Annotated in this window: 15 protein-coding genes and 1 rRNA gene; 15 read left to right on the forward strand and 1 reads right to left on the reverse strand. The window is 56.4% G+C overall.

Features of this window, described 5'->3' with window-relative positions; translation table 11 throughout:
• The first annotated feature begins 123 nt into the window (after positions 1-123).
• The 10 genes from rrf to rsmI all read left to right on the forward strand — a co-directional run bounded on the left by rrf (position 124) and on the right by rsmI (position 7,488).
• Positions 124-239: ribosomal RNA gene (rrf, locus tag ACFFIY_RS06825) — 5S ribosomal RNA — on the forward strand.
• A 581-nt stretch (positions 240-820) separates the two neighbouring features.
• On the forward strand, positions 821-2,248 hold the full coding sequence (locus ACFFIY_RS06830) for an aminotransferase class I/II-fold pyridoxal phosphate-dependent enzyme (RefSeq protein WP_354198051.1): 1,428 nt from the start codon (positions 821-823) through the stop codon (positions 2,246-2,248).
• 20 nt (positions 2,249-2,268) lie between these two features.
• The gene (gene tmk / locus ACFFIY_RS06835; RefSeq protein ID WP_354198053.1) at positions 2,269-2,901 is read left to right on the forward strand and encodes a dTMP kinase; all 633 of its coding nucleotides are present in this window, start codon (positions 2,269-2,271) and stop codon (positions 2,899-2,901) included.
• A gap of 49 nt (positions 2,902-2,950) precedes the next feature.
• Positions 2,951-3,280: a cyclic di-AMP receptor DarA gene (darA, locus tag ACFFIY_RS06840; RefSeq protein WP_076760181.1), complete on the forward strand. Its 330-nt coding sequence runs from the start codon at positions 2,951-2,953 to the stop codon at positions 3,278-3,280.
• 68 nt (positions 3,281-3,348) lie between these two features.
• A complete protein-coding gene (gene holB / locus ACFFIY_RS06845; protein WP_376837213.1) occupies positions 3,349-4,359 on the forward strand; it encodes a DNA polymerase III subunit delta' in 1,011 nt (336 codons plus the stop codon).
• Positions 4,349-5,155 carry a PSP1 domain-containing protein gene (locus ACFFIY_RS06850; protein ID WP_354198057.1) on the forward strand — a complete coding sequence of 269 codons (807 nt, stop codon included), beginning with the start codon at positions 4,349-4,351 and terminating at the stop codon, positions 5,153-5,155. Before holB ends, ACFFIY_RS06850 begins: the two co-directional genes overlap by 11 nt.
• A 24-nt stretch (positions 5,156-5,179) precedes the next feature.
• A complete protein-coding gene (gene yabA / locus ACFFIY_RS06855; RefSeq protein ID WP_354198059.1) occupies positions 5,180-5,542 on the forward strand; it encodes a DNA replication initiation control protein YabA in 363 nt (120 codons plus the stop codon).
• A gap of 62 nt (positions 5,543-5,604) precedes the next feature.
• Positions 5,605-6,354, forward strand: coding sequence for a tRNA1(Val) (adenine(37)-N6)-methyltransferase (locus ACFFIY_RS06860; protein ID WP_354198061.1), 750 nt, complete (start codon positions 5,605-5,607; stop codon positions 6,352-6,354).
• Entirely contained in the window at positions 6,347-6,616 is a 270-nt protein-coding gene (locus ACFFIY_RS06865) for a GIY-YIG nuclease family protein (RefSeq protein ID WP_354198138.1), read from the forward strand. Before ACFFIY_RS06860 ends, ACFFIY_RS06865 begins: the two co-directional genes overlap by 8 nt.
• Positions 6,613-7,488: a 16S rRNA (cytidine(1402)-2'-O)-methyltransferase gene (gene rsmI / locus ACFFIY_RS06870; protein WP_354198063.1), complete on the forward strand. Its 876-nt coding sequence runs from the start codon at positions 6,613-6,615 to the stop codon at positions 7,486-7,488. Before ACFFIY_RS06865 ends, rsmI begins: the two co-directional genes overlap by 4 nt.
• A gap of 49 nt (positions 7,489-7,537) precedes the next feature.
• Here the strand turns inward: rsmI and abrB are convergent, their stop codons facing one another.
• Positions 7,538-7,828 carry a transition state genes transcriptional regulator AbrB gene (abrB, locus tag ACFFIY_RS06875; RefSeq protein ID WP_354198065.1) on the reverse strand — a complete coding sequence of 97 codons (291 nt, stop codon included), beginning with the start codon at positions 7,826-7,828 and terminating at the stop codon, positions 7,538-7,540.
• Positions 7,829-8,148: 320 nt separating this feature from the next.
• On the opposite strand from abrB, the gene metG reads away from it, so the two are divergent.
• The 5 genes from metG to rsmA all read left to right on the forward strand — a co-directional run bounded on the left by metG (position 8,149) and on the right by rsmA (position 14,061).
• Entirely contained in the window at positions 8,149-10,119 is a 1,971-nt protein-coding gene (gene metG / locus ACFFIY_RS06880) for a methionine--tRNA ligase (protein ID WP_376837214.1), read from the forward strand.
• Positions 10,120-10,368: 249 nt separating this feature from the next.
• Positions 10,369-11,142: a TatD family hydrolase gene (locus ACFFIY_RS06885; protein WP_354198067.1), complete on the forward strand. Its 774-nt coding sequence runs from the start codon at positions 10,369-10,371 to the stop codon at positions 11,140-11,142.
• Positions 11,143-11,274: 132 nt separating this feature from the next.
• Complete coding sequence (locus tag ACFFIY_RS06890; RefSeq protein WP_354198068.1) at positions 11,275-12,501, forward strand: resuscitation-promoting factor; 1,227 nt, start codon at positions 11,275-11,277, stop codon at positions 12,499-12,501.
• Between the two features lie 122 nt (positions 12,502-12,623).
• Positions 12,624-13,190 (forward strand): ribonuclease M5, encoded by a 567-nt coding sequence (rnmV, locus tag ACFFIY_RS06895; RefSeq protein ID WP_354198070.1) that lies wholly within the window; start codon positions 12,624-12,626, stop codon positions 13,188-13,190.
• Positions 13,183-14,061, forward strand: a complete 879-nt coding sequence (gene rsmA / locus ACFFIY_RS06900; protein ID WP_354198072.1) for a 16S rRNA (adenine(1518)-N(6)/adenine(1519)-N(6))-dimethyltransferase RsmA — start codon at positions 13,183-13,185, stop codon at positions 14,059-14,061. The genes rnmV and rsmA overlap by 8 nt, the downstream gene beginning before the upstream one ends.
• Positions 14,062-14,177 lie beyond the last annotated feature (116 nt).

Below are 14,177 nucleotides of genomic sequence, written 5' to 3' on the forward strand. Positions count from 1 at the left end.
TGGCGACACGTGCAGCTGACGGATACTAATCGATCGAGGACTTAACCTCATGCATAAACAAGGTTCGGTAGAAGCTTGGTTCAATGTCTGTTTTATCCGGTTTTGAGCGAACAAGCTCAATAGTCCAGTGACAATGGCGAAGAGGTCACACCCGTTCCCATCCCGAACACGGAAGTTAAGCTCTTCAGCGCCGATGGTAGTTGGGGGCTTCCCCCTGCAAGAGTAGGACGCCGCTGGGCACAAAGCCGTCTCCCTATGGAGGCGGTTTTTTTGTGCTGTAAAAAAGGGAAATCCGGATGAGTCGTACGGATCGAGGCTTGAGTCGTACGGATCGACCCTTGAACCGTACGGATCCGCCCTCGAGTCGTACGGGCTCCACTTTCCAATAGCGAAATCTCCACTCTCCAGGTCGAGTCGTACGGATCCGGCCCCGAGTCGTACGCATTCACCCTTGAACCGTACGGATCCGGCCCTGAGTCGTACGGGTTCCGCTTTCCAAGAGAGAAATCTCCACCCTCCAGGGCGAGTCGTACGGATCCGGCCCCGAGTCGTACGCATTCACCCTTGAACCGTACGGATCCGGCTATGAGTCGTACGGGTTCCGCTTTCCAAGAGGGAAACACCCACTCTCCAGGACGAGTCGTACGCATTCACCCCTGAACCGTACGGATCGAGCCCCGGGCCGTACGGGTTCCACTATCCAATCTTCACCCGAGTGCAACCCCGATTTCCTGGAGACGCGCACCGTTCCGGAAGGCGGAAAAGACCCGTCATGTTATAATGGGACCAACGTCAATCAGAAAAAAGAGGGGTTTTTCATATGTCCGACAGACAGAGCCGCCGGCCGGTTGTTGAGATGCTGAGGGCCTTTGCAACCGAAGAGCCCCTTTCCTTTCACGTGCCGGGCCACAAGAATGGGGAGCTCACCGGCTTGCCGGCAGGCGTCCGCGGTATGCTGTCGTGGGATGTGACGGAACTTCCCGGTCTCGACGATCTTCATGCGCCCGAGGGGGTTCTCCGGGAAGCGCAGGAGCTCCTGGCCGAGGCCTACGGGGCGGCCCGCAGCTTCTTCCTCGTCAATGGATCGACGGCCGGGAACCTGGCGATGATTCTGTCAGTTTGCCGTCCGGGCGACCGGGTGATCGTTCAGCGCAATGCCCATAAGTCGGTGTTCAACGGATTGGTCCTTGCCGGTGCCCGGCCGGTTTATTTGGCTCCCGAGTGGGATGAGCGGACTTTGGCGGCCGGTCATGTGCCGGCTTCGCTTGTCCGGGAAGCGGTGTCTGCCTACCCGGATGCGCGTGCGGTCATTTTGACTCATCCCACTTATTACGGGCTGGTGTCGACAGAACTTCCCCGGATTGCCGAGGTTTGCAGGCAGTCGGGAATCCCGCTGCTTGTCGACGAAGCGCACGGTGCCCACTTCGGGATCGGGGAGCCGTTTCCCGTTTCTTCGCTGCAGCTGGGCGCGGATGTGGTCGTCCAATCTGCCCATAAGACCCTGCCGGCCATGACGATGGCTTCGTTTCTCCACATTGCCGAAGGCTCATCCGTCATGCCGGAAACCGTGGCCGGCCGCCTCGGCATCCTGCAGTCGAGCAGCCCGTCCTATCCGCTTATGGCTTCGCTGGATGATGCCCGTCATTTCTTCGCGACTTACGGGCCGGCGGATCTTGAGTCCTTCCTCGCCAGGCGGGAGCGGTTCGTCGGGGAATTGTCGCGCATCCCCGGCTTGTCGGTGGCAGAGACGGATGATCCGCTGAAACTGCTGATCCGGCCGGAAGGGGTGACAGGAACCGGCCTTCAAAAAGTGCTTCAGGCGGTAGGGGTTTACGCCGAATTGGCCGACCCCCATCAACTCCTGCTTGTGCTTCCCCTTCTCAAGAAAGAAAGTCCCGACCGGTTCGATGAAGCGGCCCGCCGTAGCCGGGCAGCAATGAAAAACAGAGGACCTTCAAAGTTCGTCAGGCGAACCGCCGCATACCAGCCCATAGCCGGCATGACCGCCGCTGATCATCCGCCCGCAGAGGATCTGGATTCTCCGAAGGAATGGATTCCGTTTCGGGAGGCCGGGGGACGGATCTCCGCTGCATCCCTGATTCCTTATCCTCCCGGAATTCCGCTCGTCCTGCCGGGAGAAGAAATCGTTCCGGAAACGGTCACCCGCATCGGAATGTTGCTGGAAACGGGGGTCCCGTTCCAAGGGCGTCACCGGCTAAAAGAGGGGTTCATTCTCGTTCTACTATAGTCAACGGAGGCATACTTTATATGAAGAAAAATGGGTTATTCGTGACGCTTGAAGGTCCGGACGGGGCCGGCAAGACATCCGTCATGGAAATTCTTGCTGCCCGTCTCAAGGAAACGGGCAAGCCTTTCATCCAGACCCGTGAGCCCGGCGGCATCCGGATTTCCGAAATGATCCGGGAAATCATCCTGGACCAGGCGAACACGGAAATGGATGCCCGCACGGAGGCGCTGCTGTACGCGGCGGCCCGCCGGCAGCATCTCGTGCAAAAAATCGTACCGGCATTGCAGGAAGGGAAAATTGTGCTGTGCGACCGGTTCATCGACAGTTCGATCGCTTATCAGGGAGCGGGCAGGGGGATCGGCACAGAGGAAGTCCGGGAGATCAACCGTTTCGCCATCGGCAGCACCATGCCGGATCTGACCATTCTGCTGGACCTTTCCGCTGAGGAAGGGCTCGCCCGGATTGCCCGGAACAAAGGCCGGGAAGTGAACCGGCTCGATTCGGAAAGCCTGGAGTTTCACCGCATCGTCCGGGCCGAATATGAGACGATTGCAGAAACGGAGCCCGAGCGGGTTATCCGCATCGATGCTTCGGGGACATTGGAAGAGACGGCAGAAAAGGCGTGGGCATCGTTAAAAAGCCGTCTGCCGTGAAGGGTGTTTGTGATATACTATTATAAAAGCAGGCGAGGAGTTGATCCGAATGAAATTGGTCGTAGCGGTCGTGCAGGACCAGGACAGCAACCGTTTATCCGCCGCATTGACGAAAAATGATTTCCGTGCAACGAAGCTGGCGAGCACCGGCGGGTTCCTCCGCTCGGGCAACACGACGTTCCTGATCGGAACGGATGATCCGCTCGTTCCGAAGCTGCTCGGTCTGATCCGCGAAAATTGCCGGTCCCGTGACCAGATGGTCGCCCCGGTATCACCGATGGGCGGGAATGCCGATTCGTATATCCCGTATCCGGTTGAAGTGGAAGTCGGCGGGGCGACGGTCTTTGTGCTTCCGATTGAACAGTTCCACCATTTTTGATGATCTGAAACAGACGCCCCGTGCCCGGAATAACTGCCGGACACGGGATTTTTTCAAAGACAGGGGGCATGGGGATGAACAGCGAATTTCCGGTCATGGACACACAGAAAGCGGCAATCGGCGGTCTCCGGGCGGCTTTTGCATCAAGCCGGGTGGCCCATGCCTATCTGATCGACGGCATCAAGGGCTCGGGAAAGGAAGCGGTCGCCCTGTTTTTCACGCGGCTGCTGCTCTGCCTGAATCCGCACGATGCCGTGCCGTGCGGGCAGTGCCGCAACTGCCGCAGGGTGGGGGAAGGAAACCATCCGAACGTGTCGGACATCCATCCGGACGGGCAGGACATCAAAAAAGGGCAGATCGCCGATTTGATTTACCGGCTGAACAAAACAGGCCTCGAGGACGGACGGAAGATCTACTTGATCCACGAGGCGGATCGCATGAATACGGCCGCGGCGAACACACTCCTGAAGTTTCTGGAAGAGCCTGAGGGCGAAGTGACGGCGCTGCTGCTCACCGATACCGGCTCCGCCATCCTGCCGACCATCCGTTCCCGCTGCCTGGAGGTTCATCTGCAGCCGCCCCCCCGCGAGCAGATCATCGAACGGCTTGTCGAGGAGAACGGGCTCACCCGCTCCATGGCCTCGACGGCAACGATGGTGACGGCCGGCCCGGAAGAAGCGATGGAGCTTGCGGGCGGCGAGCAGTTTGGACAGGCCAGGAAAACGGTGTTAAAATTGGTGGAAGCATCGGAAAAGAATATCCAGGAAGCGCTGCTTTTCATCGGAACGGATTGGGGCCCGGTCTTCAAGGAAAAAGAAGAAACGGAGCTCGGGCTTGATCTTCTTCTGTTTGCCTACAGGGACATTGCGGCCGTCAAGGCGGGTCTTGGAAATGCGCTTGCTTATCCGGACCAGCGCGAACTGTGGGAACAGCTCGCGCTGCGGATGACGTTCGGCAGGCTGTCCACCATCCTCGGCGCCATCCTCGGGGCCAAACGGAACCTCCACAGCAATATGAACCGCACGCTTCTCATGGAACAGCTGGTGCTCAACATGCAGGAGGTAGAACATGCTTTATAATGTGATTGGCGTCCGCTTTAAAAAAGCGGGTAAGATATATTACTTTGACCCCGGTAACTATGCCCTTAAAAAAGACGATTATGTCATCGTCGAAACGGCGAGGGGCGTGGAATACGGGAAAGTCGCGATTCCGCCGAGACAGATGAGCGGCGACGACGTGGTTCTCCCGCTTCGCCTGGTCGTCCGTCCGGCGACCGATGAGGACCGGGAAACCGTGCTCGACAACGAGGAAGAGGCAACTCGCACGTTCGGGATTGCCGAAAAGAAAATCGAAGAGCACGGGCTCAGCATGAAGCTGGTCGATGTGGAATACACGTTCGACCGGAACAAAATCATTTTCTACTTCACCGCCGACGGACGCGTGGATTTCCGTAATCTGGTGAAGGACCTCGCTTCCGTTTTCCGGACGCGCATCGAGCTGAGGCAGATCGGCGTGCGGGATGAAGCGAAAATGCTCGGCGGCATCGGTCCGTGCGGCCGGATGCTCTGCTGCTCGACGTTCCTCGGGGATTTCGAGCCGGTATCGATCAAGATGGCAAAGGACCAGAACCTTTCGCTCAATCCTTCGAAGATCTCGGGGCTGTGCGGTCGGCTCATGTGCTGCCTGAAGTACGAAAATGATGAATATGAAGAAGCGAAGCGGCTCATGCCGGACATCGGCAGCCGGATCACGACGCCTGAAGGTACCGGAAAGGTCGTCGGTCTCAATCTGCTCGAACGGATTCTTCAAGTGGAACTGTCGGGCGGCCAGAAAGTGATCGATTACACGCTGGATGAAATTATGCAGTCGGTATAAAGGCTAGGCGATGAGGTGTAGACAATGAAGGACCGGAACTTCTTGGACAAGGTCATGGAATTTGGCCAGCAGCTCGAATCGGCGAACCGCCAGTTTGCGGAACTGAAGGAATCGGTCGCACAGGTGATGGAGGAGAACCATTCCCTCCAGATCGAGAATCATCATCTCCGCCAGCGTCTTGAAGAAGTGGAGGCACAGAGCGCCAAGCAAACCCGGAAGCCGGGAACGCGCAAGGTGCCGGCAGGGGCCGAGATCAGTGAGGGACACGATAATCTGGCCCGCCTGTACAATGAGGGATTTCATGTGTGCAACGTCCATTTCGGAAGCTCGCGGAAAGGTGAGGACTGCCTGTTCTGCCTGTCGTTCCTGAATAAACAGAATGGCTGAAAGGACCGGTCCCGCACAAGTTGCGGGTTGCGGTCTTTTCTTATGGGAAAGGAAGTCAATGTATGGAAGGACAACTTCAAGGGGACGAGCGGCTTGATGACCTGCTTGCGGAAGGGCTGAAAATCATCCAGAGCCCGTCCGTGTTTTCGTTTTCGCTCGACGCCGTGCTTCTGGCGAAGTTCGCTTACGTCCCGATCCGCAAGGGAAGCATCGTTGATCTTTGTGCGGGCAACGGCGCGATCCCCCTTTTCCTCAGTGCACGGTCGCATGCGGACATCACGGCCGTCGAGCTCCAGCCTAGGCTTGCGGACATGGCGGATCGGAGCGTGCGGCTGAACGGGCTGGAAGGGCGCATCCGGATCGTCGGGGGTGACGTGAAGGGAATTGCGGCCGTCCTCGGCTACGAAAAGCACGATACGGTCACATGCAATCCGCCTTATTTTCCCGCACATGAACTGAGTGACCGCAACATGCTTGAGGAAGTGGCCATTGCCCGACATGAGCTGAAGCTGACGCTGGACGAGGCGGTGGCCAATGCAGCCTCCTTGCTCAAGCAGGGCGGGAAGGCGGCATTCGTCCACCGCCCCGGACGGCTGCTCGACCTCGTGACGGCGATGCGGGCGAACCGGCTTGAGCCTAAGCGCATCCGCTTCGTTTATCCGAAACAGGGACGCGAGGCAAACACCCTTCTCATCGAAGGAACGAAAGACGGGCGGCCTGACCTGAAAATCCTGCCGCCGCTGTATGTTTATGAAGAGAACGGAGAGTACACGCCGGAAGTGAAGGAAATGCTGTATGGACAGGATGCCTGAGGAAACCCATGTGCTGTACGTCCTGGAATGTTCGGACGGAACCCTGTATGCGGGTTACACGAACAACCTCGAGCGGCGGGTGAAGGCGCACAATGACGGGCGGGGCGCGAAGTACACGAGGGCCCGCCGGCCGGTCCGTTGCATCTTTTGCGAACGGTTCGAGACGAAGCGCGAGGCCATGCAGGCCGAGTATGCATTCAAGCAGCTCAGGCGGGGCCAGAAAATCGGCTATATGACGGAAAGAGGAGGCGGTAAACCGTGAAGTCCCAGAAAAGCGTGCAGGATCCGGGGGGGAAGTTGTACCTTGTCGCCACGCCGATCGGCAATCTCGAAGACATGACGTACCGGGCGGTCCGGGTGATGAGCGAGTCGGCCGCCATCGCCGCGGAAGACACGCGAAACACGAAAAAGCTTTGCAGCCACTTCGGAATCGGGACGCCGCTCATCAGCTATCACGAGCACAATCTCGAAGCGGGCGGCGATCGCATACTCGGCATCCTGGCGGAAGGCAAGGACGTTGCGCTCGTCAGTGACGCGGGCATGCCGTGCATTTCGGATCCCGGTGCCGACATTGCCGCCAGGGCGATCGCAGAAGGCTTCGCCGTCGTTCCGCTGCCGGGGGCCAATGCCGCGCTGACGGCACTGATCGCCTCGGGACTGCCGGCACAGCCGTTTTTGTTCTACGGATTCCCGACGAGAAAAAAAGCGGACCGGCGCGAGCTGTTCCGGCAGCTGGCCGGCAGGGTGGAAACCATTCTGCTTTACGAATCCCCGCATCGCCTGAAGGAATCCCTGCGGGATATGGAAGCAGCGTTCGGCACGGGCCGCCGGATTGCGGTTGTGCGCGAGCTGACCAAGAAGTTCGAGGAGATACTCCGCGGCACTGTCGGCGAAGCGGCCGCATGGGCGGAGGAAACCGACCTGAAAGGCGAGTTCTGCCTCGTTGTCGAAGGAGCCGGTGAAGAAGCCGGGGAACCGGAGGATGAGTGGTGGACGGGCCTGCCGGCGAAAGAACATGTTGAAGCGCTCATCGAAAGGGAAAACTTGCCGTCCAAAGAGGCGATCAAGGCGGCCGCCAAGGCACGGGGAGAAGCAAAGCGGGATGTATATCGTGCGTATCATCTGGAAAAATAAAAAAACCGGAACGGGATCCCCGTTCCGGTTTTATATAAGCCGATCGTGATCAAACGTGCTGCTTTTTGCCGAGGCGCTCCTGGATTTCTTGGATAAGCTGCTCTGCACCGTCTTCGCTGAGGATCAGCTTGCCGTCGATCAGGCGGAGGTTGTCGTCAGAGACGTCCCCTGTGATCGCGCAAGTCATGTTCGGCATGTATTTTTTCAAGATGATCTTTTCGTCGTCCACGTAGATTTCGAGTGCGTCTTTTTCTTTGATGCCCAGTGTGCGACGGAGCTCAATAGGAATGACTACCCGGCCAAGTTCGTCAACTTTCCTTACGATACCAGTCGATTTCATCTGTTACTGCTCCTTTCATCTCCATTTGGATTCGTCAAAATTCGACATGGAGTATGTCATATGCCCATCATACCAACAACTCCCATTAGCGTCAATTTGTTTTGATGAAAGTTTTGCAGAATCAATCATTTTTTTTGAAGAAAGCATATTTGTGATAAAAATAGGATCCAATATAGCCGTTTTTCTTAAGTCAAATCAAAAAAGTGATAATAGGTATATAGTAACAGATGGAAATGCCGGCAAAGACCGCGGACATTGAAGAGCCGGCGTCCATCGGCTAAAATGAAAGGAAACGCTTATTTGAAAATGGAGGCCTTGCCATGAGTTCACAGAACACGTTTTACATCACCACGCCGATTTATTATCCGAGCGGCAAGTTTCACATCGGTACCGCTTATACGACGGTGGCTTCCGACACGATGGCCCGGTACAAACGGCTCAAGGGATTTGACGTCCGCTTCCTGACCGGGATGGACGAGCACGGCCAGAAAATCCAGCAAAAAGCTGAAGAGGCCGGACTGGATCCCCAGACGTACGTCGACGGCATCGCCGACGGGGCCAAGAAGCTCTGGGATCTCATGGACATCTCTTATGACGATTTCATACGCACGACGGATCCCCGTCATCAGGAAGGGGTCGAGAAAATCTTCCGCAAGTTCCTCGACAACGGGGATATTTATAAAGGCGAGTACGAAGGATGGTATTGCACGCCTTGCGAATCGTACTTCACAGAATCTCAGCTGGACAACGGCAACTGTCCCGACTGCGGCCGGCCTGTCCACAAGGTGAAGGAAGAGTCCTATTTCTTTAATATGAAGAAATACGCAGACCGCCTCTTGAAGTACTATGAAGAAAACCCTGATTTCATCCAGCCGGAATCCCGCAAGAATGAGATGGTCAACAACTTCATCAAACCCGGGCTTGAAGATTTGTCGATCTCGCGGACTTCATTCGACTGGGGAATCCATGTCCCGGGAGATCCGAAACACGTCATCTACGTATGGGTGGATGCGCTGTCGAACTATATCACTTCGCTCGGCTACGGAACCGATGATGAAACGCTGTTCGAGCGGTACTGGCCGGCCGATGTCCATGTTGTCGGGAAAGACATCGTCCGCTTCCACACGATCTACTGGCCGATTTTCCTTATGGCGCTGGATCTGCCGCTTCCGAAAAAAGTGTTCGCGCATGGCTTCATCATGATGAAGGACGGCAAAATGTCCAAATCGAAGGGCAACGTCGTTTATCCGGAAATGCTTGTCGAGCGTTATGGCCTGGATGCAACCCGTTATTTCCTCCTCCGCGAACTGCCGTTCGGCTCCGACGGCGTCTTCTCTCCGGAAGCATTCGTCGAGCGGCTCAACTATGACCTGGCGAACGACCTTGGCAACTTGCTGAACCGGACCGTTTCGATGGTCAATAAATACTGCGGAGGCGTCGTCCCGGCAAAACCGTCCGGCTCGACCGAACTCGATGAAAAGCTCCGCATCACGATGGAAGAGACTGTCCGCAAGTACGAGAAAGGCATGGACAACATGCAGTTCAGCGTTGTCCTTTCCGACATCTGGGCGCTTATTTCGCGCACGAACAAATACATCGACGAAACCGAGCCGTGGAAGCTCGCGAAGGACGAGTCGAAAAAAGGGGAATTGGATTCCGTCATGAGGCATCTCGTCCTCAGCCTGCATGAGGCGGCCGTCCTGCTCCAGCCGTTCATGACGAAGGCGCCGAAGGAAATCGTCCGTCAGCTCGGCCTTGGGGACGCTGCACTCGGCTGGGACACGCTCCTGAATGAACAGGCGGTGCCGAAAGGGGCGAAGGTGGCCGAAAAAGGCGTGCCGGTGTTCCCTCGCCTGGATCCTGAAGTTGAAATCGCCTATATCCGGGGAGAAATGCAAAAGACCGTCAAGACGGAGGAGCCGGAGGAAGAGGCAGCGGCAGAGGCTGAGGAAGAAAAGCCGGATGAACCGGAAATCTCGATCGACGACTTTATGAAAGTCGATCTCCGCGTGGCCACGGTAACTGCGTGCGAAAAGTTGCCGAAGGCCGACAAACTTCTGAAGCTGCAGCTGGATCTCGGGTATGAAACCCGCCAGGTCGTCTCGGGCATCGCAAAATTCTATGAGCCCGAATCGCTCGTCGGTGAAAAAGTCATCGTCGTCGCCAACCTAAAACCGGTGAAGCTGCGAGGTGAATTGTCGCAGGGAATGATTTTGGCGGGTGAAAAAGACGGGGTTCTTAAACTCGCTTCCGTTGATCCTGCGCTGGCGAACGGAGCAAAAGTGAAATAATAAACCAATAAGGCAAGATGAGGAGAACGGATGAGAACCGGGGTTAAAAGTCCTGGTTCTCTCCGTTTTTTTGCATTTTAAACCGGTTGTTTTGACATTTTTAAGTTCTTGGGATACAACTGGCTATGCTGCAAAAGTACTTCATGTTACGAATGAGAATCCGGAATGTAATCTAACTGTAATGTCGCTGTGAAATATGAAATTCTTTTTATGTATAGACTTGAACCAATGCGAGGAGAGTGGCAGACGATGTTGATTGACACCCATGTCCATTTGAATGACGACCAATACAAGGAGGATCTCGATGAAGTGATCCGGCGGGCGCTCGATGCGGGCGTCGGCAAAATGGTGGTGGTCGGCTTTGACCGGCCGACGATCGAGCGGGCTTTGGAGCTTGCCGACCGGTATCCGTTCATTTATCTCGTGATCGGCTGGCATCCGGTTGATGCCGTCGACTGCACGGACGAAGACCTTCATTGGATTGAACAGCTGGCTTCGGAGCACCCGAAAGTGGTTGGTATCGGAGAAACAGGTCTGGATTATCATTGGGACAAGTCGCCGAGGGAAGTGCAGAAGGAACTGTTCCGCAAGCAGATTGCGATGGCGAGGCGCCTGCAGCTTCCGGTGATCATACACAACCGGGATGCAACGGGAGATGTCGTGGAGATCCTTCGCGAGGAAGGTGCCGCCGAGACCGGAGGCATCATGCACTGCTACAGCGGAAGCGTTGAAACGGCCAGGGAATGCATCGACATGAACTTCATGATCTCGCTCGGCGGACCGGTGACTTTCAAGAACGCCCGCATGCCGAAAGAAGTGGCAAAGGAAATCGGACTGGAACACCTGCTCGTCGAGACCGATGCCCCTTATCTCGCCCCGCATCCGAACCGCGGCAAGCGCAACGAACCGTCCTATGTGCCGCTCGTTGCAGAAGAGATCGCCCGCCTCAAGGAAATACCGGTCGAGGAAGTGGCCAGGAAGACAACGGAAAATGCAGAACGGATTTTCAGATTGAAAGAATAGATTCGGAGTTTCTTTCCCACACTTCACCCGCAGACATAAAGGCAACCTGAGAGTCTTTGGGTTTGACACCCAAAAATGGGGCCGATATAATCACTCGGGTGACAAGGAGGAATTTGTTTGTTTAATGATTCAATGAAAAACCTGAAGGGCAAAAAGACCATCATGGCCATTCTGACGGTTGTCCTGTTCGCAGGCGTCATCACCTACGCTGTCTATGAAGGGACGAAGAAAAACGTCTCCCTTTCCGCGGACGGCGATCAGCAGGAATTCCGCACACACGCCAAGACGGTCGGCGAACTGCTTTCCGAACAGGAAATCGCGATCGGCGAACACGATGACCTGTCGCCGGCCAAGGACACGAAACTTGAGGACGGCGCATCGATCGAATGGACGAAAGCCCGACAGGTCCAAATAAATGTCGACCAGGAAAGCCAGAAAATCTGGACGACCGAAAAGAATCTCGACGGTTTGCTGGAGCAGGCCGGCATCGAGCTGACGGATCATGACAAAATTCAGCCGGAACGCGGCAGCGAACTCGGCGAAACCGATACCGTCAACATTGAGAAAGCCTATGAAGTTGCCATGATCGACGGGGGACAGACGAGCAATGTCTGGACCACTTCGACTACGGTCGCTGACTTTTTAAAGAATCAGGACATCAAACTCGGCGAACATGACCGGGTGGAGCAGAAGCTGGACGAACAGGTCCTGCCGGGTTCCGCGGTGAAGGTCGTCCGGGTGGAAAAGGTCACCGATGTAGTGGAAGAATCGATGGACTTCTCCGTTGAAACGAAAAAAGACGCGTCCCTGCTCAAGGGCAGCGAAAAAGTCGTCCAAAACGGCAAAGAAGGAAAAGTGGAACGCACATACGCAATCGTCAAGGAAGACGGGAAGGAAGTTTCCCGCAGCATGACGGCAGAAAATGTGAAGCAGCAGCCGGTCAACAAGGTCGTCGCGGTCGGCACGCGCACGATGGTCGCAAGCGCCGCGCCGGCAGCAGCCAAGAAGCCCGCCGGCAAAGTCGTCCAGGCTTCGAACAGTGCTGCACGCAGCGCCGAACCGTCCGGAGGCAAGGAGTTCTATGTATCGGCAACAGCTTACACGGCCTCCTGCAACGGATGCTCCGGCATCACATCGACCGGCATCAACCTGAAGGCCAACCCGAATGCAAAAGTCATCGCCGTTGACCCGAGCATCATCCCGCTCGGCTCGAAGGTATGGGTGGAAGGCTACGGCTATGCGGTGGCAGGAGACACGGGCGGTGCCATCAAAGGCCATAAAATCGACGTGTTTGTCTCGTCCCAAAGCCAAGCCATGAGCTTTGGCCGCAAAAAAGTAAGAATCAAGATCCTCAACTGAGTTGAGGCACCCGGCCCGCAGACCCGTTCTGCGGGCTTTTTGGTGAAGACGCCCGCATTTCTGTACATCAGGGGCGGCGGCTTGTAAAATTGGTGAAAACGGACGAAAGAATGGGATGGAACGTGAAAATCGAAGAAATCATCGTTGTGGAAGGGAAGTCGGACACGGTCGCCGTCCGCAGGGCAACCGGCGCGGACACGATCGAGACGAACGGCTCTGCCGTTTCCGCCGAGACTCTCATGAAAATCCGCCATGCGCAGGACAAGCGGGGCGTCATCGTCTTTACGGACCCCGATTATCCGGGCCGCCGCATCCGGGCCATCATCGAGGAGCAGGTGCCGGGCGTGAAGCATGCGTTCCTGCCAAAGGCACAGTCGATTTCCGCGAACGGAAAAAAGGTCGGCATCGAACATGCGGCCGATGAGGACATCCGGAGCGCGCTGGCGGCAGTGCGGACGCCGGCCGGCGAGAGGCAAGAAGAGCCGGTGACGGACGCCGAGCTGGTGCGGTTGCGGCTGGTCGGTCACCCGGATGCCAGGAGACGCCGTGAGCGGCTCGGAGACATCCTGATGATCGGCCAGACGAACGGAAAAAGCCTGGTGAAGCGGCTGGCCATGTTCCGGATCAGCCGGGACGAATTCATGGCGGCGGTCGCCGCTGTTGACGAGGAAGGGGAAAACCATGCATAAAGACATTGCCACACCGGCGAGAACGAAAGAAATCCTGGACAAGTACGGCTTTTCATTCAAGAAAAGTCTGGGCCAGAATTTCCTGATCGACCCGAACATCCTGGAGAAAATCACCGGCTATGCGGAACTCGACGAGAAATCAGGCGCGATTGAAATCGGTCCGGGGATCGGCGCGCTCACCGAGCATCTCGCGCGCAAGGCGGGAAAGGTCGTGGCATTTGAGATCGACCAGCGGCTTCTGCCGGTTCTTGAAGACACACTGTCCCCCTATGACAATGTGACCGTCATCCACTCCGACATCCTGGAGGCCGATGTCGCAGATGTGATCTCCCGTGAGTTTGCCGGGATGGAGCGGGTGGCGGTCGTGGCCAACCTGCCGTATTATGTCACCACCCCGATCCTCATGAAGCTCCTCGAGTCACGGCTGCCGATCGACTCGATGACCGTCATGATGCAAAAGGAAGTCGCGGACAGGATCAGCGCAAGTCCGTCGACGAAGGAGTACGGTTCGCTGTCGATCGCCATCCAGTATTATACGGAGGCCGAGACGGTCATGACGGTGCCGAAGACGGTCTTCATGCCGCAGCCGAATGTGGCATCCGCCGTCGTCCGTCTGAAGATGAGAAAAGAGCCGCCGGTCCGTGTAGAGGATGAGGCGTTCCTGTTCAAAGTGACGAGGGGGTCGTTCGTCCAGCGCCGCAAAACCATCCTCAACAATCTCCAGGCCTCGATGCCGGACGGCAAGAAGCGGAAAGATGAGATTGCCTCGGCGCTTGAAGCAGCGGGAATCGATCCCGGGCGCAGGGGAGAGACGCTGACCCTTGAGGAATTCGGCCGGCTTGCGGATTCGCTTTATCCGTCTTTCGGCTGAATCTGAATCATTTGTTACAAACTTCTTTCAGATTGTTTAAATTTGGAGCAAACTTAACGAAAAACGTTGACATCGGTTTGGTGCACTGATAAAATTATAAATTTTAATTGACAGAA

It is taken from the genome of Bhargavaea ullalensis (assembly GCF_042432615.1).
In the GTDB taxonomy this organism is placed as follows: domain Bacteria; phylum Bacillota; class Bacilli; order Bacillales_A; family Planococcaceae; genus Bhargavaea; species Bhargavaea ullalensis.